We start from the raw sequence: 22,750 nt of genomic DNA, 5'->3' as shown, positions 1-22,750 counted from the left end.
AGACAGGGGGGTAATCCCCCTTCACCAGAGACCCAACTGGGTGGCCACCCAGCGCCCCGGGGCCAGGGTGCCGACGAAGGCCCCGACCAGCCCCAGGTAGGCCCCTCGCATCCAGGCGCGATGCTGCTCCACCCTGCCCTTGAGGATGGCCCTCATGGCAACGGCCAGAGCCACCAGCATCCACAGCGACAGCAGGTGAATGGGCCCCAGATGGCCCACCAGCGGCAGCACGCCACCGCCCAGCCAGAAGGAACTCAGCGCCGAGAGCGCCATGGTCAGCACCCAGGTGCCGCCCATCAGCCGGTGGAGGCCAGTGCCCTTGGGTGAGAGCAGCAGCATGGCCCCGAGCCCGAGGGCCATAAAGGACGCGTAGAGGTGCAGGGTGAATGCCATGGAAACCTCCGAGGGTCAGGCCGCGGCCTGATCGCCCAGCCAATGCAACTTGTTGCATAAGACTAGCCCCGACCCTTCCGATATGCAACCATGTGCATAACAACCTCACGACACCCGGTCTCCCATGTCCCTGCGCGCCGTTCTGTTGATCACCCTGCAACGTGAGCCCGGCACCGGCTACGACATCCTGCAGCGCTTCAAGGCCGGCCTGGCCCATGTGTGGCAGGCCAGCCATCAGCAGCTCTACCGCGAACTCGATCGGATGCGCGGCGATGGCCTGCTGACGTGCGAGACGGTGCCCCAGGCCGAACGCCCCGACCGCAAGGTCTACCACCTGACCGAGGCGGGCCGACAGGCTCTGGACGCCGGGCTCGCCGAGCCCCTGGCCGCCAGCCCCGTGCGCCAGCCGCTGTTTGCCAAGTTCTTCGCCTGGGAGCGCTGGCCCGAGCAGGCCCGCCACGAGGAGCTCACCGCCCTGCGCGCGCAGCTCAGGGAGCGCCTGGCGACCTACGCCGCCATCGAACGGGAGTGGTTCAGCGACCCACAGGCGCTGACGCCCGCCCAGCGAGCCCCTTGGCATACGCTGCGGCTTGGCCAGCGACTGACCGAGACTTGGCTGGTCTGGATCGAGGAAGTGTCTGAGGAAGGGGAATAGCTATTGGCAAACCCCGGCTTCCGAAGGGAAGCCAGGGTTACTCGGAAGGAAGCGAATCGGCCAGGAAACGTATTCAGAGCACCCAGATATAATGCAGAGCCTTGCGGCAATTCTGGAGCCTCGCAGCGGTGGAGGTATTGTCCGGCAACAGCGGCCGGCCATGCATTATTCGTAGTGGCTCCAGAGCCGGAGCACTTTCACCACTCCTTCGTCCTCGAGCACCTGGTACACCAGGCGATGCTGAATATTGATTCGACGTGAATAGGCTCCCGAAAGGTCACCTACGAGCTTCTCAAACGGGGGTGGCTTCCGGTACGGATCTTCTGTGATCAGAGCCAACAGTTCTTGAGCTTTTGGTTTCAGGCCGCTGGAGGCCAACTTCTTCGCATCTTTCTGGGCTTGCTTAGTGTAAACCAACTTCCATGTCACCAGTCGAGCTCCTCGTCGCATTCGCCCACTGGGGTCTCCATCCCCTCACGGATAGACTCACGCATACCGGGCACAGAGAGCAGGTAAAGCGTTTCCTGGATAGCAGCCCAATCTTCTTCAGACACCAGGACAGCTTTGTTCCGCTTCCCCATGATAACGATCGGTTTGTGAGACTCGGCGGTTTCATCAATCAACCGATAGAGGTTGCTGCGCGCCTCAGTGGCAGTAATTCCGGTCATGACGCACCTCTGGCGTGTATCCAATGCCTACCAATTGTACGCCATCAGGTACGTACGTCAACACGAGCGTAGCGCATAGCGGACTGCCATCCTATGATTGGATGTCGGCTTCCCCCTGTAGTCGCCTCCAACCGATTCCTCGGCCATTGCCCTGCGTTGCCACTCTTTCGAGTGAAGGCGCAGCCTCAAATGCTGGGCTTGGCGGCGCTGTTGATGGTCGCCCTGGTCGGCAACCACTGGCTGCACCCGGCTCGAGCAGCCACGGCGATCACCCCGGGGTGCCGGAAGCCGGCGAGGGCCTGGCGGACTACGGGCGCGGAGCCTCATCATGAGGAGGCAGTGGCGGATCATAGGGGCCGCGGTGATCTAAGGCCATCCCGTCGAAACGCCGGACCGTGGGGACCACGACAGCGGCAGGCGTTACAGCGGCAGAGAAAAGCCGCTGACGCAGTAGAGCAAGATCGGTACTTGATATGCATCAAGCCTATCCTTGAGCCCTGCGGCTAGGCTAAACCCCACGCCTTCCCACTCTGTTGCCGTGAGAACCCACCGCCATGAGCCAGCGAATCCTGATCCTCCAGGGACACCCCGATGCCAGCGAAGCGCACCTCTGTCATGCCTTGGCCGATCACTACCGCGAGGGCGCTCAAGCCCAGGGCCATGAGGTGCGCCTGATCGACCTGGCGACGCTGGAGTTCCCGCTGCTGCGCAGTCAGAAAGAGTGGAAAGCGGCCCCGTTACCTGCCTCGCTGACGGCAGCGCAGCAGTCCATCGGCTGGTGCCAGCACCTGGTGCTGTTCTTTCCGCTATGGCTGGGCGACATGCCGGCCCTCGTCAAGGCGTTCCTGGAGCAGGTGCTGCGCCCCGGCTTTGCCTTCGAGTACGTGCAGGGCAACCCGCTTGGCAGAAAGGGGCTGACGGGACGTTCGGCACGGGTCGTGGTAACCATGGGTATGCCAGCGATGATCTACCGCCATCTCTACCGAGCGCACAGCGTCAAATCCCTGGAGCGCAATATCCTCGGCTTTGTCGGTCTGTCTCCGGTGCGCGAGACACTGATCGGCAGCGTGGAAGCCATGAGCGAACAAAAGCGCAGCGAATGGTTTCGCAAATTGCACGAGCTCGGGGCCAAAACCAGGTGAGATTGGCCTTCTCGGCGCCTGACGCAGTAGCGAGCTTTCAAACGCCCGTTTTTCATCCCGATAATGAGATATTCATGAAGGACGCTTTTCGGCCAGCCTGCGGCTGGCGTCCGACTTCGAACTGGCACCGCAGTATCAGGCGCCGTGGTAACCGTCCTCTTCGGGATTTTCGTGGGCGCCTGTGGGCAGCTCGGCGGCCCAGGCCATGGCGGCGCCGTGTTCATGGCCGGGGAAGGTGCGGATCTCCACGGCCTTGAACAGCCGTTCTTCCAGATGAGCGATCTGTTCGATCCACGCCTGGTCGGTGACCACGGCGGCTCGGTGGTAGTGATCGAGGTCGACGAGCTGGGTCAGGCCGTAGCCGATGTCCTTGAGCAGAGCGGTCAGGGTCATCAAGCGCAGGTTGTCGATCTCGACCACCAGGCTGATGACAGGATGATCCCGCTTGGTGGCCTCGATGGCATCGATGGCGCGCTGCAGTTCGCTGCCCGTCACGATGCCCCCCGCCTTCATCGCCACGACATGGTCTGCCGGGGGGAGATCAGGTCCAACATGGGCGTTCTCCTTGAGGTCTGTAGTAAAACAAAGTGCCTCGGGCGCTTTCAGCATAGCGCGCCTGAACGGCCTTGCCGCATCATCACAGCGGACAAGGGATATGCATTCGACGCTGCTGCGACCGGCGCCGGATGAAGCCGTAGGCTGGCCGGCGGCTTCAGAGCCATGGTATGCCTGATGCGCGTGGACCATTGCCTGAATGCAGACTTTTCGGACAAGGCCTTGAAATGAGCGCTTCTGATTCCCTCTGGCTTGTATTCGGGGCAAGCGGTTATGTCGGCCGCAACATGGTGCCGCATCTTGTGGCGCAGGGGCGACGCGTGCGCGCCGCTGCGCGGCGGCTGTCGGCGATGGAGGCCGAAGGCTGGCAGGGGGTCGATCAGATGCGCGCGGATGCGCTTGATCCGGCCACGCTGGGCCCGGCGCTTGCAGGGGTCGAGGTGGCTTTCTATCTGGTGCATTCAATGGGTGGCGGGCGCGGCTTTCCCGCGCGCCGATGACACCAGCCTGCGGGCGCTGGTACCACGCGACTGCCTGGGATTCGACGCTGCCGTAGAGAAGGCGTTCGAGACCGAGCGTGACATGCTGTCCGGCGACCGCTGGCGCGAGGGGGCCTTCGATCTGCGCGGGTATCGCCACGCTATCAGCTTCTACGGCAAACGGATGACACTGGAGCGGGACTGCGGCGTCGCCGGCGGCGGTGTGGCGGGCACTTGAAGGGCTCGCGACGCGGGCGGCGGGCTATTTCGCACTGACCCCGGTCTGACGGCTGCGCGCGGCGGCGGATCGGTTGCTGGGTGGTGCGGCCCCTGGACCGCGCCAGCACACTGGACCGTTCACCGAAGGCGAAACCTTCGATTTTTGGCACGTGCACCGGGTGTGGCCCGTTGCTCGGCTGATCCTGTTGTCGCGTCTGCACGCTCCGGGCGAGGGAGGGATGGAGATCAGCGTCGAGCCCGACGCAACGACCGTGTCACGCATCACGCTGGTGCTGCATTGGCATCCGGCCGGGGTGTGGAGGCTGCTTTACTGGTTCCTGCTCTGGCCGGCGCATGCGGTGGTGCTGCGCTCGTTCCTGCGCGGTCTGGTTCGGGCCGTGGCTCAGGACAGGATGTTGTAGACCGCCGGATCGATCTGCGAAAAGCGGAAGCGGAACCCGTCTGCCAGCAATCGGTCGGGATGCACGCGCTGGCCGTCAAGCACTACGGTGGCGCCATCGCCCAGAACCTGACGGATCACCATCGCGGGCACTGGCACGCGGACGAAACTGCGCGACACGCGGCCGAAGGCATCGGTCACCTGACGCATCCGCACGGGATAGGGGGAGGTGGCGTTATAGGCCCCTGTCCAGGGCGCGCAGAAGGATATCGATCGCATCCTCGCGGTGGATCCGGCTGACCCATTGCCGCCCGGATCCGATGCGCCCGCCCAGAAACGGGCGCAGCCGTTTGAGCGTTTCGCGTCCGCTTTCGGTGACCGCAAGTGCGATGCCGAAGCGCAGGATCACCACCCGGAGACCGTGGTCGGTGGAGCGCTGCGCTTCAGCCTCCCAGAGATGCGTGGTGTCGGTCAGGAAATCGCCGGATGGGCCGGGGGGGCTGTCTTCGGCAAAGCGCGTGCTGTCACTTATCCCGTAATAGCGGCAGGCCGAGGCCGAGATCAGCGTGGCCGGCTGGCCAGGCATCCCGCCGATGGCGGCGACAATCGCTATTACGCCCTGAACGGTCTCTGGGCCCTGGCGAATGGCTCGATTCGGCGGGCCGGGCAGGCGCCGTGGGCGGCCCGAAGGACGCCCGATCAGGGCCGGCGACCAGATCGACAGCTGGCGGGTGAAGATCGCCGATGCGCCCGCGCATCTGGTGCTGTTCAAGCGGCTGATCGCCGAGATCTGCCGCAAGGCCGAGCAAGACCCCTTCGATAGTCGTGTCAGTCAGAGTGGATAACAAAACACGATAACGAAACATAAGGAGCGGCAGGGAGAGGTCACGACAACGTCACTATCGCGCGCAACCATAGGAGGAACACCCACAGAAGACCCGCTCAGCATGCCCCGACGCGCGCGCAAACCGCTCAGTGAGGCGGAGATCGATCAGCTTATCCTGCTGGCTCGCGGCAATGCCCTGGCCCGACAGTTAAGCGCCGAACGCACAGAGCGCGCCGCCGCAGCCCTGCGGCACCGGGTGACTCTCCCGCAGCAGGGCGGCGATACCCTGAAGATCCTGATGATCTCGGACGTCTACTTCCCCCGGGTCAACGGGGTCTCCACCTCCATCGCCAGCTTCCGCGGCGCCCTCGAACGCCAGGGCCACTCGGTCACCCTGATCTGTCCCGACTACCCGGTGGGCCAGGTGGACGAGCCGGGCGTGCTGCGCATTGCCTCCCGCGGCGTCCCGGGCGACCCGGAGGATCGCATGATGCGCTACCGGGACGTTCTCGCCCTGGGGCCACAGCTCGGCGAACAGGCCTTCGACCTGGTCCATGTGCATACGCCCTTCGTGGCCCACTATGCCGGCATCAAACTGGGACGCCGCCTCGGCGTTCCGGTAGTGGCCACCTACCACACCCTCTTCGAGGAGTACCTGCACCACTATGTGCGCTGGGTGCCAGACCGCTGGCTACGCTTCGCCGCCCGGCGCTTCTCGGTGCGCCAGTGTCACCAGCTGGACGGTTTGATCGCGCCGTCACAGGCCATGCGGGAGGCGCTGGCGCGCTACGGGGTGAGCACGCCCATGGCGGTGATTCCCACCGGGCTGGCTCTGGAGACCTTCACTCGCCCCCAGGAGGAGAGTGACTTCCGCAGCCGCTACGGCCTGCCGCCGGAGTCGCGGCTGCTGCTCTTCGTGGGCCGCGCCGCCCATGAGAAGAACATCGGCTTCCTGATCGAGATGCTGCCGCGGGTGCTGGCGGAACACCCCGATGCCCGCCTGATCATCACCGGCGAGGGGCCCGCCCAGGATGCGCTGGCTCGCCAGGCCCGGGAGGCCGGCCTGTCTGATGCCGTGGTGTTTCTGGGCTATCTGGATCGCGACGGCCCCCTGCAGGCGGCCTACCGTGCCGCGGATCTGTTCGTCTTCGCCTCGCGCACCGAGACCCAGGGCCTGGTGCTGCTGGAAGCCCTGGCGCTGGGCACGCCGGTGGTCTCGACCGCCGTGATGGGGACCCGTGACGTGCTGCGAGACGGCGAGGGGTGCCTGATCGCCGAGGATGACCTCGACGATTTCGCGGCCAAGGTGAACCGGCTGCTGGGCGACGACAACCTGCGCCAGACCCTCGCCAAGCGAGCCCGGTCCTATGCCGCCGACTGGCATGAGGATGCCAAGGCCGCTGAGCTGGCCGAATTCTATCGATACCGACTCTGTTTGGATGCTACCGGTTAGTCAGTTCCGTCTCGAACGCTGCCACCCCTGGCGCCTTGTTCCATTGCCGAGACACCCTTTCGTCATCGTCTACTAACCGTATCGTCACGCCGCTGACCCGTCGCTGTCATGGCTGATCGAGAAGATGACCAGCGTCTCGATCACGATTCTCGTCATCCCACTTCGGAGCCGACATGACCGCCAAGACCTTCCATCGCACCCTGCTGGCCGGCACCATCGCTGGCCTTTTCGCCGCCGCGAGCATGGCCGACAGCGCCGATCTTTCCGCGCGCTATACCGATGCCAACGGCGACATGGTCGCCGACATCCCCACCGATGCATCGCAGTGGGCCGACCCCGATACGCTGGTGTTCGCCTACACCCCGGTTGAGGATCCCGCCGTCTATGCCGGCGTGTGGGCCGATTTCCTCGAACACCTGGAAGTGGCGACCGGTAAGCGCGTGCAGTTCTTCCCGGTGCAGTCCAACTCCGCGCAGCTCGAGGCGCTGCGTGCCGGCCGCCTGCACGTGGCAGGGTTCAACACCGGCAGCACCCCGATAGCGGTGAACTGCGGTGGCTTCCGGCCCTTCACCATCATGGCCGCGGAAGACGGCAGCTTCGGCTACGAGATGGAGATCATTACCTACCCGGATAGCGGCATCGAGGGCATCGAGGACCTGGCCGGTCGTCAGCTTGCCTTCACGGCCCCGACCTCCAACTCCGGTTTTCGGGCGCCCTCCGCGCTGCTGCGCAGTGAATACGGCCTTGTCGCCGATGAGGACTTCGAGACCGCATTCTCGGGCTCCCACGACAACTCCATCCTCGGGGTCATCAACAAGGACTACGACGCGGCCGCCATCGCGAACTCGGTGGGCCACCGCATGCTGGCTCGGGGCGTGATCGACGAGGGGGATTACGAGATCATCTACACCTCCGAGACCTTCCCCACCACCGCCTACGGCACCGCCCACAACCTCCACCCGGAACTGCAAGAGGCCATCCAGCAGGCATTCTTCATCTACGACTGGGAGGGCACGGCGCTCGAGGCCGAGTTCGCCAATTCCGGCGAGGCGCAGTTCATCCCTATTACCTATGAAGAGCGCTGGTCGGTGATCCGCACCATCGCCGAGGCGAATGGCGTGACCTACGACTGCGACTGATTGGAGCCTCCCATGCTGACGCTTTCCCAGGTCAACAAGCGCTATCCCACCGGGGATCGCGCCCTGAGCGACATTGAACTGACCGTCCCGCGCGGTCAGGTGATGGCGCTGATCGGTCCCTCCGGCGCCGGCAAGAGCACCCTGATCCGCTGCGTGAACCGCCTGGTGGAACCGACCTCGGGGAGCATTCGTCTGGGCGATATCGAGCTGACTCGGCTTTCCGGGCGCGAATTGCGCCGAGCCCGTTGCGCCATGGGCATGATCTTCCAGGAGTATGCCCTGGTGGATCGCCTGACGGTGATGGAGAACGTGCTCTCCGGACGGCTTGGCCAGGTAGGCTTCTGGCGCAGCTTCCTGCGCCGCTATCCGCTGGATGCTGTGGCCGAGGCCTTCCGTCTGCTGGAGCGAGTAGGCCTGGAACATGCCCTGGACAAGCGCGCCGACGCCCTCTCCGGCGGCCAGCGCCAGCGGGTCGGCATCGCCAGGGCCCTGCTGCAGAGCCCGAAGCTGCTGCTGGTGGACGAGCCAACGGCGAGCCTCGACCCCAAGACCTCGCGCCAGATCATGCGTCTGATCCGCGAACTATGCGCCGAGCGCGAGCTCGGTGCCATCATCAATATCCACGACGTGGCCCTGGCCCGGCAGTTCGCCGATCGCATCGTCGGGCTGCGCGCCGGCGAGATCGTGTTCGATGGCAAGCCCGACGCTCTGGATGCCGAGACCCTCACCACCATCTACGGCGAAGAGGACTGGGACACTCAGGGGCAGGTCGGCGACGAGGAAGCCACCCATGCTCCCGAGCCGGCCGGCCGCCTGGCGCTGGCCAGCGGAGCAGCGCCATGAGTCGCCAGACGCTGGTCCGGCAGGGAGAGTGGCGGCGGCGGCCGATAATCCAGGACCCCAAGCTGCGCTGGGGCCTTGCACTCGGCGCCCTGGTCTATCTGCTGCTGGCGCTCTCCACCATCGACGTCAACTGGGCCAGGGTGGCCGAGGGCGCCAGCCGTGGGCTGAATTTCCTGGCCGCCTTCGCCCAGCCCGACTTCGTCAGCCGCCGCGGCGATATCGTCGACGGCATCCTCGAGAGTCTGACCATGACGCTTACCTCCACGGTGATCGGCGTGGCCTTGGCGATTCCGTTGGGTCTCGGAGCCGCGCGCAACATCTCCCCCTGGCCTGTCTACTACCTGTGCCGCGGCATCATCACGGTGTCGCGCACCTTCCAGGAGATCATCATCGCCATTCTCTTCGTGGTGATGTTCGGCTTCGGTCCCCTGGCCGGCATGATCACGCTGGCCTTCGCCACCATCGGCTTCATGGCCAAGCTGCTGGCCGAGGACATCGAGGACCTGGACTGGCGCCAGGTGGAGTCCATCCGCGCTACCGGGGCGAGCTGGTGGCAGACCATGAATCATGCCGTACAGCCCCAGGTCATGCCCCGGCTCATCGGTCTCTCCGTCTACCGCCTGGACATCAACTTCCGTGAGTCGGCGGTGATCGGCATCGTCGGGGCCGGCGGCATCGGCGCCACCCTCAACACCTCGATCAGCCGCTACGAGTACGACACCTCGGCGGCCATTCTGCTGACCATCATCGCCATCGTGCTGCTGTGTGAATACAGCTCCAGTTATGTGCGGCGCTGGACCCAGTAAACCTCGGAGATCCTGACAATGCCCGTTTCGACGACGACGCAGGGCACCCCGATCTGGCGCCTGCGCACGCCCCGCGCCCAGTGGCTGGGCTACCTGGCCTGGCTGGCCGGCATCTGCCTCTTCTTGCTGTGCTGGAAACTGATCTCCGACAACACCATGTGGGTGTTCGTCGAGGACGCCGGCCGCCAGGGCGGCGACCTGATCAGCCGCATGATGCCGCCGGAGTGGTCCTACGCTCACCGGCTGTGGAAACCGATGTGGGATACCATCAACATCGCCACCCTGGGCACCGTACTCGGCATCGCGATGGCCTTTCCAGTGGCCTTCCTGGCGGCGCGCAACACCACGCCGCACCCGCTGGTGCGCAGTGCCGCACTAGTGATTATCGTCGCCTCGCGCTCCATCAACTCGCTGATCTGGGCCATGCTGCTGGTGACCATCCTGGGACCGGGCGTGCTGGCGGGGATCATCGCCATCGCCCTGCGCTCCATCGGTTTCGTCGGCAAGCTGCTCTATGAGGCCATCGAGGAGATCCATCCCACCCCGGTGGAGGCGATCAGCGCTACCGGCGCCGGCCGCCTGCAGGTGATGAGTTACGGGGTGCTGCCCCAGGTGCTGCCCGCCTTCGCCGGTATCAGCGTCTACCGCTGGGACATCAATATCCGCGAATCCACGGTGCTGGGGCTGGTGGGCGCCGGCGGCATCGGGCTGCAGCTCAATGCCGCCATCAACAGCCTGGCCTGGAACCAGGTCAGCGTGATCTTCCTGATGATCTTCGTCACCGTGCTGGCCTCGGAGTGGATTTCCGCTCGGGTTCGCCACGCCGTCATTTGAGCACCCTGTCTCAGAGAGGAACACGACCATGCGCTTTCCCGATGCCGAGGTGACCACCCTCGACCTGATGCGCCACGGCGAGCCGGTCGGGCGGGCGGATGCTGCGCGGCACCACCGACCACCCCCTGAGCGAGCGCGGCTGGCAGCAGATGCAGGACGCCATCGCCGCCCTGATGACGGACGGTGAACCGCCCTGGGACGCCATCGTCACCTCACCGCTGTCGCGCTGCCGAGAGTTCGCCCTGTGGCTCGGCGAGCAGCACGACCTGCCGGTGACCACCGAACCGCCGCTGGCCGAGATGGCCCTGGGGGAGTGGATCGGCCGCTAGGTTGGCTCAGGCGGCGCGGGGCGCGGCATCACTACGCACGCAGTTCAGCAGACAGAAGACGGCCAGTGCGCCGGTCACCATGGGCAGCAGGAAGCCCACCGAATAGCTGCCGGTCAGCCACACGACAAGGCTGAACAGCGCTGGGCCCACCAGCACCCCCATATAGGTAAGCACCAGCACGGCGGCAGTGGCCTCGCCTACCTCACCGGGTTCGCAGCGCCGTGCCACCTCGCCCAGATAGACCCCGTTCCAGCCCACCGCCGTGGCGCCGGCGACCACCATCAGGGTGAGGGTCACCCAGGTCGGCACCGCGGTGCCGAGCACGGCCAGCAGGAAGAAGATCAAGGCGATGACGCCGGCCAGGCCGAACAGCACCGGCAGGCTGCCCCCCAGGCGGTCGGCCAGCGCGCCCCAGCCCAGGCGGCCCGTCACCCCCGCCACATGAACCAGCGACACCACGGCGCCCGCCATCACCAGGCCAAGCAGCAGCTCCTCGACCATGTAGGCCACCGCGAAGCTGAGCAGCGAGAGCTGGGCCGCAGAGAGGCAGAAGCCGGTGGCCCCCAGCCAGCGCATGGCGCGGTAGCGGCGCAGCACGCCCAGGCTGCCGGCGCGCTGCATCCGCACGCGGGCATCCCGGCTGGCATCCCAGCGGGTACGCCGCGGCTGCAGCAGCAGAAGCGTAGCCAGACAGGCCACCCCCACCGCCAGGAAGGCGGCCTGCCAGTTCCACAGCGCGGCAAGCGGTGGTGCCATCAGGCCGGCCAGCACGCCGCCCAGGGGAACACCGGTCTGCTTGATCGAGTAGACGAGGTTGCGTCGCTCGGGAGGCGTGAACCGGGAGAGCAGCTCCGCCGCCGCGGGGCTGGTGATGCCGTAGGCGAGGCCCAGCAACAGGGTGGTGCCCAGCAGCGCCAGCGGCGTTCCGATCAACGCCAGCGCGCAGCCCCCCATCACCAGCGCCATGGCCAGCTGGCTGGCCCGGCAACCGCCAAGGCGACGAGCGAGCACCGCCGATTGCAGCGAGGTCAGCATCGCCACCCCGTAGAGCAGGCTGACCTGCAGCCCGACCCAGCCGGTCGGCACACCGAAAGCCGCCGCGACCTGGGGCGCCAGGGTCGGCACCAGCAGCATGCCGCCGCTGCACAGCACCTGCACCCAGGTGGTGGCCACCAGGACCCGCCAGCCCTCCGCATGAGGCGGCGATGACGAAGCGGCGGGAGGCGAGGCAGTCATGGCAGGCTCCGGTGACGACGAAACCGTTAGCCTACACAGATATTTCGCGTGGCGGCCAGCAGCATTGGCGAAACCCGCATTCGTCGCCGGTTCATGCTACCAGGCCAGCGGCTCGCCGTTGCTGTGCCAGAAGCCGCCGGTGGTTTCCAGGCTGAGCGCTTCGATACGCGCGGCGATGCCGGCGGCGGCCTCATCCGGGGTGATCAGGCCACCGAAGTTGACCATGCGGGTCTGCACATAGCCGGGGTGGAGCTGGATAACGGCGATGCCGCGGGGCTTGAGGTCCATGGCCAGCGACTTGCCGAAGGCGTTGAGTGCCGCCTTGGAGGCGCGATAGCCATAGCGTCCACCGGAGTCGTTGTCGGCAATAGAGCCCATGCGGCTGGTGATGTTGGCCACCTTGCTGTCCTCGCGCAGGCAGCCGAGCAGCGCCTCGGTCACCCGTAGCGGCGCGTAGGCGTTGATCTCCATCTGCTCGCGAATGGCATCGAAGTCGATCTCGCCCAGACGCTCGTCCTTGAGCAGGCCGGCGTTGTTGATCAACAGGTCGAGGCGCTGGCCCTCCAGTTCGACCGCCAGGCGGGCGACGTCCTCGTCACGGGTGACGTCGATGCCCTCGATGACCCGGCTGGCCACCTGCCGGAGCTCGGCGGTGTCATCGCCGCTGCCGCGGCAGACGCCGATCACCTCCCAGCCAGCATGGCGATAGTGGCTGGCCAGGGCGAGGCCGACGCCGCGGTTGGCGCCGGTGATCAGTACGGTGGAAGACATGACAACTCCTCAGTAGTAAGGGACAGCAGGACAGTGGCGCAGTCCGGCGCCGACATCAAGCAGGGGCCGTTGCACGAAAGAGGACCTTTTCGGTACTATTTGCATTGAAGAACATCCATGACCGAAGTGCGGCAAGTGCCTGCCGACCGCGTCGCCTGAGGCCAGGCTTCCATGCAGAACACCGATCACGAGATCAGCCACCATCAGAGGACCCGCGACACTCGACGCATTACCGTGCTTGCCATCTGGGTCGACGGTATCGTCGGCCTGGTCAAGGTGATCACCGGCGTCCTGGTGGGCTCGGCGGCGCTGATCGCCGACGGCATCCACTCCTTCTCGGACCTGATCACCGATGGTTTCGTGCTGGCAGCCACCCACTACGGCAGCCAGGGCCCGGACCACGACCACCCCTATGGCCACGGTCGCATCGAGACCCTGGCCACGCTTTTCCTGGGCAGCGTGTTGATCTTCGTGGCGGGCGCCATCGCATGGTCGAGCGTGGAGCGGCTGTTCTCCGCCGCCCAGATCCCACCGCCGGGCATCTGGGCCATGCTGATTGCATTCGCCACCCTGCTCGCCAAGGAGGCATTGTTCCAGGTCACCATGCGCGTGGCGCGCCGCCTGCGCTCAAAGCTGCTGGCGGCCAACGCCTGGCACTCCCGCTCCGACGTGCTCTCCACCGGGGTGGTGCTGGTAGGCCTGGTGGGCACACAGCTCGGCCACGGCTGGCTGGACACGGTGGCCGCAGTGATCGTGGGGCTGCTGGTCGGCAAGGTAGGCTGGGACCTGCTGTGGGAGTCGGGCCGCGAGCTGGTCGATACCGCCCTGCCGGTGACGCAGCAGGAGGCGATGCGCGATGTGGCGCTGAGCGTGCCCGGGGTGGAGGGCATCCACGACCTGCGCACTCGCCAATCGGCCGGACGCACCATGCTCGATCTCCACGTGGTGGTATCGCCGCGAATCAGCGTCTCCGAGGGCCACGAGATCGGCAACGAGGTGAGCCGCCGACTGCGTCAGGCCCACCCGGAGCTGACCGACCTGACCTTCCACATCGACCCCGAGGATGACGCCGGCGCGGGCGATCCGAGCCGCCTGCCCGGCCTGCCGCTGCGCCCCGAGGTGGAGGCGGCGCTGACGCAGCGCTGGTCCACCCTTCCCGACTGGCCGGAGCTGCGCGACCTGGAGCTTCACTACCTGGAGGGTCGCGTCACGGTAGTGGCTTGCCTCGATGAGCACTCGTTGCTGGATAGCCAGCAGACGGCCCGCCGGCTTAAGGCCGCCGCCGCGGACCTCGACTGGTTCTCCCACGTGGAGATTCGCCGCCTGGCACCACTGCCCTCTGCCGCCCGCTGAGGCGTCGGCGATGCCGTCCCTTCTAGATCAGCCGGGTGCAGAGGCGCTGGTCCGCGGCCTGCTGCCGCCGGCGTGACAGCCACTCCTGGGTGACATCGTTGCCCCGGGCGGTGACAATAGCCGGCCACTTTGTGACGGTTCCTACTGACTCGGCGGTTCCTACGGTATGAGCGACCCCCTGCGCATCCTGCATCTCGACGAGCACCTGGTGGCCGTGCACAAGCCGGCCGGCCTGCTGGTGCACCGCACCGCCCTGGCCCGCGGCGAGCGCGTGTTCCTGCTGCAGCGGCTGCGCGACCAGCTCGGCCAGCGGGTCTACCCGGTGCACCGGCTGGACCGCCCCACCTCGGGGGTGATGGTGCTGGCCCTGTCAGCCGCGGTCGCCACCCGGCTCAGCGAGGCCTTCGCCGAGCGCCGGGTTGCCAAGCGCTACCTGGCGGTGGTGCGCGGCATCGGCCCCGCGGCCGAGCGGCTCGAGTATCCGCTGCGCGAGGAGGATGGCAGCCGCCCCAAGGCGGAGATGCCCGCCATGGAGGCGGTCACCGATATCAGGCGCCTGGACAGCGTGGAGCTGCCGGTGCAGGTGGATCGCTATGCCCATAGCCGCTATTCGCTGATGGAGGCACGCCCACTCACCGGACGCCGCCACCAGATCCGCCGTCACCTGTCCCAGCGGGGCTATCCGATCATCGGCGACGCCAAGCATGGCAAGGGCAACCACAACCGGTTCTTCGCCGAGTGCCTCGACGCCCCGCGGCTGCTGCTGGCCGCCACCGAGCTGGCCTTCGTGCACCCGGTGAGCGGGCAGCCGCTGCGCCTGAGCTGCGCCCTGGATACCACCATGAGTGCACTGTTCCGGCGCTTCGGCTGGGCCGGCCACCTGCCGGTGGACGCCGTGGGCGAGAACCAGCCGCACCCCGAACCCGCCGCCATCGACTGACCGACACGCCACCATGACCGATCTGCCCTTCGCTTCCCAAGCCGTCGTCCCGCAGGACACCGTCGAGACGGACGACCACGCCCTGCGCTTCGGCGGCATCCGACGCCTCTACGGCGCCCGTGCCTTCGAGCGCTTCCGCTCGGCCCACGTGGTGGTGGTGGGCGTCGGCGGCGTCGGCAGCTGGACCGTGGAGGCGCTGGCCCGCTCCGGCATCGGCCGGCTCACCCTGATCGACCTGGACGATGTCTGCGTCTCCAACGTCAACCGCCAGCTCCACGCCCTGAACGGCACCATCGGCCGGCCCAAGGTGGAGGTGCTGGCCGAGCGCTGTCTGGCCATCCAGCCGGGCATCGAGGTGGTGGCCGATACCGCCTTCGTCACCCCCACCAACCTGGCCGAACGCATTCCCGAGGACGCCGACCATGTGGTGGACGCCATCGACAGCGTGGTGGCCAAGGCGGCACTGATCGCCTGGTGCAAGCGGCGCAAGCTGCCGATCACCGTCACCGGCGCCGCCGGCGGCCAGACCGACCCCACCCGCATCAAGGTGGCGGACCTGGCCCGCACCGAGCACGATCCGCTGCTGGCCAAGGTACGCGCCCGGCTGCGTCGCGACTTCGGCTTCTCGCGCAACCCGAAGCGGCGCTTCTCCGTGGAGTGCGTCTACTCTGACGAACAGCTGGCCTACCCGGGCAGCGACGGCGAGGTATGTTTCCAGAAGCCGGGCAGCGGCGAAGCCACGCGGCTGGACTGCGCCTCCGGTTTCGGCGCGGCCACCTTCCTCACCGGCAGCTTCGGCTTCACCGCCGCCTCCCGGGTGCTGGCCAGGCTGGCCCGCCACGCCCACGCGACCCCCTGACCCTCTGGAGTTCTCCCCATGACCCGCACCCTTCCCGTCCCCGGTATCTATGCCCACTACAAGGGCAACCGCTACGAGGTGCTGGGCCTGGCCCACCACAGCGAGACCGAAGAGCCGCTGGTGGTCTATCGCGCCCTCTACGGTGAATACGGCCTGTGGGTTCGCCCTCTGGACAACTTCACCGAGCTGGTGGAGGTGCGGGGAGAACCGGTGCCGCGCTTCGAGCTGGAGAAGGCATTCTGAGCCCTTCTCACCGGAAAGGGGGGGGGGGCGGAAACACCACCGGCGCCACGAGGGCGCCGGTGTCTGTGAGATGATGAATGGAAGGCGGGCGATTACTCCTCGCCGGCTTCCTGCATCTGCTTGAGCATGTAGTTCTCGATGCCGACCTTGTCGATCAGGCCGAGCTCGGTCTCGATATGGTCGATGTGGTCTTCCTCGTCGGCGAGGATCTCACGAAAGAGGTCGCGGGTGACATAGTCCTTGACCTGCTCGCAGTAGGTGATCGCCTCGATGTAATCGTTGCGCCCCTCGTGTTCGATCTTGAGATCGCACTCGAGCATCTCGCGGACGTTCTCGCCGATTTGGAGCTTGCCGAGATCCTGCAGGTTGGGGATGCCCTCCAGGAAGAGGATGCGCTCGATCAGCCTGTCGGCGTGCTTCATCTCCTCGATGGACTCGTCGTACTCCCACTTGGCCAGCGCCTTGAGGCCCCAGTCCTTGTACATCTTGGCGTGCAGGAAGTACTGGTTGATCGCGACCAGTTCGTTACCCAGGGACTTGTTGAGGTGCTCGATGACCTTGCTGTCGCCTTTCATGGTCTTATCCTTTGGCTGTCGTCAGGGAAGTATATCTGCAGCTTGGCATGCCGGAAGCGGCATTGCCAGACGCTACCTACCAGTCTAGCGAATTCTGACGAAAAACCAATGAAATCAACTGCCTGATAACGAAAGCGAGAATGATCTCGATTCCGTCAGACGGCGTAGGCGAGATCCTCGACGCCCACCATCAGCTCGGCCTTCACCGCCTCGCGGGTGAGGCCCTTGGCCTGGACGGCACACTTGCCACACTGGGTGCCGCACCCGGTCTCGCGCTGGACGTCGCGCCAGCTGCGGGCGCCGTCCTCGACGGTCTGGCGGATCTGGTGGTCGGAGACCCCCTTGCAGAGACATACGAACATTCACATCACCTCGCTGACGATAGCGATAGTAAATGTAAATGATTCGCATAGGCCCTTGCAAGCGGGAATCAGACCAAGGTCTGATCCGGATCAATATCGCTGCGGCGGCCCATCCGCTACCTGGGCGGCTTGGGCAGCACCACCACCCGGGTTCCCGAGGCGATATCCGCCCAGCTGCGCCGCTCGGCATCGAACAGGATCCACAGGTAGCCGAGGCCAAAGGCCGCGATCGACAGGCAGGCCACCAGGAAGCGCACCGCCGCCTGGGCCAGGGTGATGGAGACGCCGTCGAGGGTCTGCACCCGCAGCCGCCAGGCCTGCATGCCGAGCGTCACACCGCCTCTGGTCCAGAAGAAGGCGAAGAAGGCGAAGGCCGAGACCAGCAGCAGCAGCTGCAAGGAGAGCCCCCAGAGCAGGCCGGCCCCCACCTGCTCGGCGGAAATCCCCAGCAGCTGACGCCCCACCAGCAGGTGCAGCCCAGCCACCAGGAGCCAGATGGCGGCCACCAGGAAACTGTCGTAGAGCATGGCGCCCAGCCGGCGGGTAAGCCCCGCCGGCCAGACGTCGTCGAGGTTGCCGAAACGTCGTTGCATGGAAGTTCCTTGCTCAGGCGGTTCGCCGCAGCAGGTAGAGCCCCACGGCGGCACAGATCAGGGTCGGCGCCAGCACCGCCCAGGCGGGCGAGAAACCGAACACCATGGAGGCCGGCGCCAGCAGGTCCTGCAGGTACTTGAAGACCAGCCCGGTGACCACCCCATAGAAGACCCGGGTACCGGCGGCCACGGTGCGCAGCGGGCCGAACACGAAGGAGGCCGCCACCAGCACCAGCGAGCCCATGGTCAAGGGCATCAGCATCTTCTGCCAGAAATAGAGCAGCGGCTGGGTCGCTGCCTGCCCCTGAGCCTGGAGATAGCGGGCATAGGCCAGAAGCTCGCTGGGTGCCTGGCTGTTGATGGACCGCAACAGGCGGTTGAGCTGCTCAGGCGTCAGGCTGGTCTCCCAGGGCAGGGTGTCATGGCGCTCGGCCTCGGTGTGCTCGTCGTGAAAGCGCGTGACCTCCACCCCCTCCAGCCGCCAGCTGCCGTCACGCCAGGCGGCGCGCTCGGCGCTGGAGGCCTCCACCAGGCGCTGCCCCTCGAAACGGTAGCGGGTCAGGTCGAGCACGGTGTCATCGGCGCGGATGGCCCCGAAGCGGTAGAAGCTGTCGCCCTCGCGCTGCCAGCCGCCGCGCTCGGTGACCACCGCCCCGGCCCCCTGGATGCGCTCCAGGCGCCAGGCATTGGCGAACTGCTCGGTGCGCGGGGCGACGTACTCGGCCACCAGCAGTACCACCACGATCACCAGGATGATCGGCTTCATCGCCCCCCACAGGATGCGGGTGAGCGAGCGCCCGGCGGCACGCATCACGGTGAGCTCGTTGCTCGAGGCCATGCTACCCAGGCCGATCAGCGCGCCGATCAGCACCCCCACCGGGGCGTATTGATAGAAGCGCCAGGGCAGGCGCATTCCCAGATAGAGCAGCACGTGGAAGGCGCCGTAGTCGCCTTCCACGTCGTCCAGGTCGTTGATGTAGGAGATCACCAGGTCCAGGCCCAGCAGCACCACCTGCACCACGATGATGGCCCCCAGGACGTTGCGCGCCAGATAGCGGTCGAAACGATCGGCAATCATCCGCTCATCCCCTTGCGCTGGGCGCGCGCCATCATGATCAGCCCGAGGGCCAGGAAGGCGCCATGGATCGGCCACATGCCCACCAGTGCCGGCAGGGCACCGCGGCCGATGGCATCCAGGGCGGCCAGCAGCAGGCTCAGGTAGGCGACGTGCAGGAAGATCGCCGGCAGCAGCTTGGCGAAGCGTCCCTGGCGCGGATTGACCCGGGAGAGCGGCATCGCCAGCAGGGTCAGGATGAAGACCATCAGCGGCAGCCCCAGACGCCACTGCAGCTGGGCCTGGGCGCGGGTCGAGTCGTCGCCGAACAGCGCCGCGGTGCTGGCGTACTCGGGCGCGTCGAGCTCACGCAGGTCATCGGCCTGGGAGAGGCGCACCGCGTAGGTGTCGAACTCGAGACGCTCCGCCTCGAAACGCCCCGGGGCAACGCTGTAGCGCTCGCCGTCGGTAAGCACCAGAAAGCGGCTGCCGGTCTCCATGTCCAGGGTCTGGTAGCCCCCTCCGGCCCGGGTCATCGCCGTTTCCGGGGTGCCGTCACGTCGACGCTGGCGCTCGCTGATGAAGACGCCACGCATCTCGCTGCCGTCATCGCTGAGTCCCTCCATATAGGCGGTGCGGCCGCTGCCGAACTCCTGGAAGCGCCCCGGCGCCAGGGCCGAGAAGTCGATGCGGCTGCGCTGCTCCTCGAGCATCACCGCGTTGTGCAGGGCGCCGGCCGGCGTCAGCCACAGGCTGCACAGCGCCACCAGGACCGCCACCAGGGTGGCCGGCACCAGACTCACCTGGAGCAACTTGTTGGGGCTGGTGCCGCAGGCCACCATCACGGTGATCTCGCTGTTGAGGTAGAGCTGGCCATAGGCGAGCAGGATACCGAGGAAGAAGGCCAACGGCAGGATTAGCTCGAGGAACCCCGGCAGATGGAACAGCATCAGGGTGCCGAGAATACTGGCCGGGATGTCGCCCTCGGCGGCGTCGCTGAAGTAGCGAATGAAGCGACTGCCCATGATCACCAGCAACAGCACGCCGGCAACGGCGGCCATGGTCAGCAGGATCTCGCGGGTCAGGTAACGGAAGATGATCATGCGGCGCCCGCCATGCAATGGGGCCATGCCTTGGGTACACTGATGCGGCACGGCGACGTGCCGGCATTATCCAGAATCCCCCTGCACTTGTAACCCTGACCCTTGTAACCCCGACGCCTGCAACCAAACACGCTTGTCTGTGGAGACGCCATGGAATTTCCTGTCAAGACGGGTAACCCCGCCAAGGTCGAGACCGCCTGCCTCGTCATCCCGGTGTATCAGGAGGGCGAGCTGCTGCCTACCGCTGCACGCCTAGACGACGCCAGCGAGAAGCTGATCGGCCAGCTCATCGAGCGCGGCGACTTCGACGCCAAGCTGGGCAAGGTGCAGATGATCCCCTTCGCCCCGGGCCTCTCCGCCGAGCGTCTGCTGCTGGTGGGCCTGGGCAAGCGCGACACGTGCCAGGAAGCCGCCTTCCGCAAGGCCCTGGACGCCGCCTTCACGGCCCTGGCCGACCTCCCGATCGATGACTGCGCGGTGGCCTTCACCGATGTGCCGCTGGCCGAGCGCGACGCCGACTGGAAGGCGCGCATGGTGGCCGAGGCGACCCATCGTGCCCTCTATCGCTTCGATGAGTTCAAGTCCGAGAAGGCCCCCGCCACGCGCCTGGCCCAGGTAACCTTGCTGGTCAGCGAGGACGGCGAGGCCGCTGCCGCTCGCGAGGGCGCGCGGATCGGCGACGCCGTGGGCCAGGGCGTGAATACCACCCGCACCTTGGGCAACCTGCCGGGCAACGTCTGCACCCCCAGCTACCTGGCCGAGCAGGCCGAGGCGCTGGGCCAGGCCTCCGGTGGCGCCCTTGAGGTGGAGATCCTCGACGAGGAGGCCCTGGAGGCGCTGGGCGCCCACAGCCTGCTCTCGGTGGGCCGCGGCAGCGCTCAGCCCTCGCGGCTGATCGTCATGAAGTACCAGGGGGCCGATAACCCCGACGAGGCGCCCCACGTGCTGGTGGGCAAGGGCATCACCTTCGACACCGGCGGCATCTCGCTCAAGCCCGGCGAGGCCATGGACGAGATGAAGTTCGACATGTGCGGGGCGGCCAGCGTGTTCGGCACCGTCCAGGCGGTGCTCGGTATCCGCCCGAAGGTCAACCTGGTGGCCATCGTCGCCGCCGCCGAGAACATGCCAGACGGCCGCGCCACCAAGCCCGGCGACATCATCAAGACGCTCAAGGGCCTCTCCGTGGAGGTACTCAACACCGACGCCGAGGGCCGCCTGGTGCTGTGCGATGCCCTCACCTACGCCGAGCGCTTCGAACCGGCCAGCGTCGTGGACATCGCCACCCTCACCGGCGCCTGCATCATCGCCCTGGGCCACCACGCCACCGGCCTGCTCGCCAACGACGACGACCTGGCCCTGGACCTGCTGGACGCCGGCGAGGCGGCCTGGGACCGCGCCTGGCACCTGCCATTGTGGGACGAATACCAGGAGCAGCTCGACTCCAACTTCGCCGACCTGGCCAACATCGGCGGTAAGCCGGCGGGCACCATCACCGCCGCCTGCTTCCTCTCGCGCTTCGCCGACAAGTTTCCCTGGGCGCATCTGGACATCGCCGGCACCGCCTGGACCTCCGGCAAGCAGAAGGGGGCCAGCGGCCGCCCGGTGGGCCTGCTGACCCAGTATCTGTTGGACCGAGAAGGCGATGCCGTGGTGGAGACCGAGGCGGAATAGCGGCGTGGGCTTGCGTTTTTCCCGTATCGCCTTTCTCATGTGGAACTGACGATGAATCCATGACCCGGGCCGGCCCTCGCCGGCCCGAGCTTCCTGTATCACCCCGGGGCCGGCACGCCCCGGGAGTAGCGGAGACCCCTTGCCGTGTCGACTGCCAGCTTCGAACTCCTGCCCAACTCCACCTCCACGGCCGACTCGATCCGTGAGGAGATCCTCGCCAACCCCGGCTTTGGCCGCTACTTCAGCGACCACATGGCCCATGTGCGCTGGACCCTGGACGCCGATTGGCACGGCCGCGAGGTGCGTCCCTACGGGCCGCTGACCCTGGACCCCGCTGCCGCGGTGCTGCACTACGCCCAGGAGATCTTCGAGGGCATCAAGGCCTACCGCCACGCCGACGGCTCGGTGTGGACCTTCCGCCCGGAGAAGAACGCCGAGCGCTTCCGCCGCAGCGCCCGCCGCCTGGCCCTGCCGGAACTTTCCGACGAGGACTTCATCGGCTCGCTCAAGGCGCTGCTGGCCCAGGACCACGCCTGGGTGCCCACGCCGAAGAATGAGGCCGACGAGTGCAGCCTCTATCTGCGCCCCTTCATGATCGCCAGCGAGAAGTTCCTCGGCGTGCGTCCGGCTCATGAGGTGGACTACTACGTGATTGCCTCCCCCGCGGCGGCCTACTTCAAGGGCGGTGTGGAGCCGGTCTCCATCTGGCTCTCCAGCCACTACAAGCGTGCCGCCCCGGGCGGCACCGGCTTCGCCAAGTGCGGCGGCAACTACGCCGCCTCGCTGGCCGCCCAGAAGGAAGCCAGCGCCCACGACTGCGGTCAGGTGGCCTTCCTGGACGCGGTCGAGAACAAGTGGGTCGAGGAGCTGGGCGGCATGAACCTGTTCTTTGTCTTCAAGGACGGCCGCATCGTCACCCCGCGCCTGACCGACACCATCCTCGAGGGCGTGACCCGCGACTCGGTGCTGACCCTGGCCCGCGACGAGGGCCTCACCCCCGAGGAGCGTCCGATCAGCATCGACGAGTGGCGAGAGGCCGCCGCCTCCGGCGAACTCACCGAGGTGTTCGCCTGCGGCACCGCCGCGGTGATCACCCCGGTGGGTGAGCTGGTCACCGAGGAGGGCAGCATCCGCCTGAAGGAGGACAGCGGCAATCCCATCGCCAAGCGCCTGCGCACCAAACTGCTCGACCTGCAGTACGGCCGCGCCGAGGACACCCACGGCTGGTTGACGCGGCTGGTCTGACCCT

Annotated in this window: 30 protein-coding genes; 17 read left to right on the top strand and 13 right to left on the bottom strand. The window is 66.6% G+C overall.

Features of this window, described 5'->3' with window-relative positions; all coding sequences use genetic code 11:
- Nucleotides 1-21: 21 nt before the first annotated feature.
- Complete coding sequence (locus tag ACM26W_RS03700; protein WP_416139523.1) at nucleotides 22-393, bottom strand: DUF2306 domain-containing protein; 372 nt, start codon at nucleotides 391-393, stop codon at nucleotides 22-24.
- Nucleotides 394-517: 124 nt separating this feature from the next.
- Here ACM26W_RS03700 and ACM26W_RS03695 point away from each other — a divergent pair, with 124 nt between their 5' ends.
- On the top strand, nucleotides 518-1,048 hold the full coding sequence (locus ACM26W_RS03695; RefSeq protein ID WP_416139522.1) for a PadR family transcriptional regulator: 531 nt from the start codon (nucleotides 518-520) through the stop codon (nucleotides 1,046-1,048).
- A 165-nt stretch (nucleotides 1,049-1,213) separates the two neighbouring features.
- On the opposite strand, the gene ACM26W_RS03690 is transcribed toward ACM26W_RS03695, so the two are convergent.
- Both ACM26W_RS03690 and ACM26W_RS03685 read right to left on the bottom strand, forming a co-directional pair.
- Entirely contained in the window at nucleotides 1,214-1,477 is a 264-nt protein-coding gene (locus ACM26W_RS03690) for a Txe/YoeB family addiction module toxin (RefSeq protein ID WP_416139521.1), read from the bottom strand.
- Nucleotides 1,474-1,716, bottom strand: coding sequence for a type II toxin-antitoxin system Phd/YefM family antitoxin (locus ACM26W_RS03685; protein WP_416139520.1), 243 nt, complete (start codon nucleotides 1,714-1,716; stop codon nucleotides 1,474-1,476). The genes ACM26W_RS03690 and ACM26W_RS03685 overlap by 4 nt, the downstream gene beginning before the upstream one ends.
- A 554-nt stretch (nucleotides 1,717-2,270) precedes the next feature.
- Here ACM26W_RS03685 and ACM26W_RS03680 point away from each other — a divergent pair.
- A complete protein-coding gene (locus tag ACM26W_RS03680; RefSeq protein WP_416139519.1) occupies nucleotides 2,271-2,858 on the top strand; it encodes an NAD(P)H-dependent oxidoreductase in 588 nt (195 codons plus the stop codon).
- A gap of 135 nt (nucleotides 2,859-2,993) precedes the next feature.
- Here the strand turns inward: ACM26W_RS03680 and ACM26W_RS03675 are convergent, their stop codons facing one another.
- Nucleotides 2,994-3,371 (bottom strand): STAS/SEC14 domain-containing protein, encoded by a 378-nt coding sequence (locus tag ACM26W_RS03675; protein WP_416140806.1) that lies wholly within the window; start codon nucleotides 3,369-3,371, stop codon nucleotides 2,994-2,996.
- A gap of 269 nt (nucleotides 3,372-3,640) precedes the next feature.
- Here ACM26W_RS03675 and ACM26W_RS03670 point away from each other — a divergent pair, with 269 nt between their 5' ends.
- The 3 genes from ACM26W_RS03670 to ACM26W_RS03660 all read left to right on the top strand — a co-directional run bounded on the left by ACM26W_RS03670 (nucleotide 3,641) and on the right by ACM26W_RS03660 (nucleotide 4,533).
- Entirely contained in the window at nucleotides 3,641-3,913 is a 273-nt protein-coding gene (locus ACM26W_RS03670) for an NAD(P)H-binding protein (RefSeq protein ID WP_416139518.1), read from the top strand.
- Between the two features lie 82 nt (nucleotides 3,914-3,995).
- Nucleotides 3,996-4,130 (top strand): hypothetical protein, encoded by a 135-nt coding sequence (locus tag ACM26W_RS03665; RefSeq protein ID WP_416139517.1) that lies wholly within the window; start codon nucleotides 3,996-3,998, stop codon nucleotides 4,128-4,130.
- 220 nt (nucleotides 4,131-4,350) lie between these two features.
- A complete protein-coding gene (locus tag ACM26W_RS03660) occupies nucleotides 4,351-4,533 on the top strand; it encodes a hypothetical protein (protein ID WP_416139516.1) in 183 nt (60 codons plus the stop codon).
- On the opposite strand, the gene ACM26W_RS03655 is transcribed toward ACM26W_RS03660, so the two are convergent.
- Nucleotides 4,515-4,712 (bottom strand): DUF1731 domain-containing protein, encoded by a 198-nt coding sequence (locus ACM26W_RS03655; protein WP_416139515.1) that lies wholly within the window; start codon nucleotides 4,710-4,712, stop codon nucleotides 4,515-4,517. The two genes, ACM26W_RS03660 and ACM26W_RS03655, sit on opposite strands and share 19 nt — an antisense overlap.
- 34 nt (nucleotides 4,713-4,746) lie before the next feature.
- On the bottom strand, nucleotides 4,747-5,310 hold the full coding sequence (locus tag ACM26W_RS03650) for a hypothetical protein (RefSeq protein WP_416139514.1): 564 nt from the start codon (nucleotides 5,308-5,310) through the stop codon (nucleotides 4,747-4,749).
- Between the two features lie 148 nt (nucleotides 5,311-5,458).
- Between ACM26W_RS03650 and ACM26W_RS03645 the strand changes: the two genes are divergently transcribed.
- From ACM26W_RS03645 to ACM26W_RS03620, 6 genes are all read left to right on the top strand, one after another.
- Nucleotides 5,459-6,790, top strand: a complete 1,332-nt coding sequence (locus tag ACM26W_RS03645; RefSeq protein WP_416139513.1) for a glycosyltransferase — start codon at nucleotides 5,459-5,461, stop codon at nucleotides 6,788-6,790.
- A gap of 173 nt (nucleotides 6,791-6,963) precedes the next feature.
- Nucleotides 6,964-7,929 (top strand): phosphate/phosphite/phosphonate ABC transporter substrate-binding protein, encoded by a 966-nt coding sequence (gene phnD, locus ACM26W_RS03640; protein ID WP_416139512.1) that lies wholly within the window; start codon nucleotides 6,964-6,966, stop codon nucleotides 7,927-7,929.
- 12 nt (nucleotides 7,930-7,941) lie between these two features.
- A complete protein-coding gene (phnC, locus tag ACM26W_RS03635; RefSeq protein ID WP_416139511.1) occupies nucleotides 7,942-8,772 on the top strand; it encodes a phosphonate ABC transporter ATP-binding protein in 831 nt (276 codons plus the stop codon).
- On the top strand, nucleotides 8,769-9,578 hold the full coding sequence (phnE, locus tag ACM26W_RS03630) for a phosphonate ABC transporter, permease protein PhnE (protein ID WP_416139510.1): 810 nt from the start codon (nucleotides 8,769-8,771) through the stop codon (nucleotides 9,576-9,578). The genes phnC and phnE (ACM26W_RS03630) overlap by 4 nt, the downstream gene beginning before the upstream one ends.
- Before the next feature lie 18 nt (nucleotides 9,579-9,596).
- On the top strand, nucleotides 9,597-10,412 hold the full coding sequence (gene phnE / locus ACM26W_RS03625) for a phosphonate ABC transporter, permease protein PhnE (protein WP_416139509.1): 816 nt from the start codon (nucleotides 9,597-9,599) through the stop codon (nucleotides 10,410-10,412).
- Nucleotides 10,413-10,510: 98 nt separating this feature from the next.
- A complete protein-coding gene (locus tag ACM26W_RS03620) occupies nucleotides 10,511-10,741 on the top strand; it encodes a histidine phosphatase family protein (protein WP_416139508.1) in 231 nt (76 codons plus the stop codon).
- Between the two features lie 6 nt (nucleotides 10,742-10,747).
- Here ACM26W_RS03620 and ACM26W_RS03615 read toward each other — a convergent pair whose 3' ends face one another.
- Nucleotides 10,748-11,977 carry an MFS transporter gene (locus tag ACM26W_RS03615; RefSeq protein WP_416139507.1) on the bottom strand — a complete coding sequence of 410 codons (1,230 nt, stop codon included), beginning with the start codon at nucleotides 11,975-11,977 and terminating at the stop codon, nucleotides 10,748-10,750.
- Nucleotides 11,978-12,073: 96 nt separating this feature from the next.
- Nucleotides 12,074-12,748 carry an SDR family oxidoreductase gene (locus ACM26W_RS03610; RefSeq protein WP_416139506.1) on the bottom strand — a complete coding sequence of 225 codons (675 nt, stop codon included), beginning with the start codon at nucleotides 12,746-12,748 and terminating at the stop codon, nucleotides 12,074-12,076.
- A gap of 171 nt (nucleotides 12,749-12,919) precedes the next feature.
- On the opposite strand from ACM26W_RS03610, the gene ACM26W_RS03605 reads away from it, so the two are divergent.
- The 4 genes from ACM26W_RS03605 to ACM26W_RS03590 all read left to right on the top strand — a co-directional run bounded on the left by ACM26W_RS03605 (nucleotide 12,920) and on the right by ACM26W_RS03590 (nucleotide 16,143).
- On the top strand, nucleotides 12,920-14,101 hold the full coding sequence (locus tag ACM26W_RS03605) for a cation diffusion facilitator family transporter (RefSeq protein ID WP_416139505.1): 1,182 nt from the start codon (nucleotides 12,920-12,922) through the stop codon (nucleotides 14,099-14,101).
- 166 nt (nucleotides 14,102-14,267) lie between these two features.
- Nucleotides 14,268-15,041: a pseudouridine synthase gene (locus ACM26W_RS03600; protein WP_416139504.1), complete on the top strand. Its 774-nt coding sequence runs from the start codon at nucleotides 14,268-14,270 to the stop codon at nucleotides 15,039-15,041.
- A 13-nt stretch (nucleotides 15,042-15,054) separates the two neighbouring features.
- Nucleotides 15,055-15,900, top strand: coding sequence for a tRNA cyclic N6-threonylcarbamoyladenosine(37) synthase TcdA (gene tcdA / locus ACM26W_RS03595; protein ID WP_416139503.1), 846 nt, complete (start codon nucleotides 15,055-15,057; stop codon nucleotides 15,898-15,900).
- An 18-nt stretch (nucleotides 15,901-15,918) separates the two neighbouring features.
- Complete coding sequence (locus tag ACM26W_RS03590; protein ID WP_416139502.1) at nucleotides 15,919-16,143, top strand: DUF1653 domain-containing protein; 225 nt, start codon at nucleotides 15,919-15,921, stop codon at nucleotides 16,141-16,143.
- 92 nt (nucleotides 16,144-16,235) lie between these two features.
- On the opposite strand, the gene bfr is transcribed toward ACM26W_RS03590, so the two are convergent.
- The 5 genes from bfr to lptF form a co-directional block, all read right to left on the bottom strand.
- Complete coding sequence (gene bfr / locus ACM26W_RS03585; protein ID WP_416139501.1) at nucleotides 16,236-16,718, bottom strand: bacterioferritin; 483 nt, start codon at nucleotides 16,716-16,718, stop codon at nucleotides 16,236-16,238.
- 155 nt (nucleotides 16,719-16,873) lie between these two features.
- Nucleotides 16,874-17,080 (bottom strand): (2Fe-2S)-binding protein, encoded by a 207-nt coding sequence (locus ACM26W_RS03580; RefSeq protein WP_416139500.1) that lies wholly within the window; start codon nucleotides 17,078-17,080, stop codon nucleotides 16,874-16,876.
- Nucleotides 17,081-17,196: 116 nt separating this feature from the next.
- Nucleotides 17,197-17,673, bottom strand: coding sequence for an RDD family protein (locus ACM26W_RS03575; protein ID WP_416139499.1), 477 nt, complete (start codon nucleotides 17,671-17,673; stop codon nucleotides 17,197-17,199).
- Between the two features lie 13 nt (nucleotides 17,674-17,686).
- Entirely contained in the window at nucleotides 17,687-18,751 is a 1,065-nt protein-coding gene (gene lptG / locus ACM26W_RS03570; protein ID WP_416139498.1) for an LPS export ABC transporter permease LptG, read from the bottom strand.
- Nucleotides 18,748-19,830 carry an LPS export ABC transporter permease LptF gene (gene lptF, locus ACM26W_RS03565; RefSeq protein ID WP_416139497.1) on the bottom strand — a complete coding sequence of 361 codons (1,083 nt, stop codon included), beginning with the start codon at nucleotides 19,828-19,830 and terminating at the stop codon, nucleotides 18,748-18,750. The genes lptG and lptF overlap by 4 nt, the downstream gene beginning before the upstream one ends.
- A gap of 150 nt (nucleotides 19,831-19,980) precedes the next feature.
- Here lptF and ACM26W_RS03560 point away from each other — a divergent pair, with 150 nt between their 5' ends.
- The gene (locus ACM26W_RS03560; RefSeq protein WP_416139496.1) at nucleotides 19,981-21,501 is read left to right on the top strand and encodes a leucyl aminopeptidase; all 1,521 of its coding nucleotides are present in this window, start codon (nucleotides 19,981-19,983) and stop codon (nucleotides 21,499-21,501) included.
- Nucleotides 21,502-21,645: 144 nt separating this feature from the next.
- Nucleotides 21,646-22,746, top strand: coding sequence for a branched-chain amino acid aminotransferase (locus ACM26W_RS03555; protein ID WP_416139495.1), 1,101 nt, complete (start codon nucleotides 21,646-21,648; stop codon nucleotides 22,744-22,746).
- The last annotated feature ends 4 nt before the right edge of the window (nucleotides 22,747-22,750 follow it).

It is taken from the genome of Halomonas sp. HK25 (assembly GCF_047795635.1).
Taxonomy (GTDB): Bacteria; Pseudomonadota; Gammaproteobacteria; order Pseudomonadales; family Halomonadaceae; genus Halomonas.
This window is presented reverse-complemented; position numbering and strand designations above follow the sequence as displayed.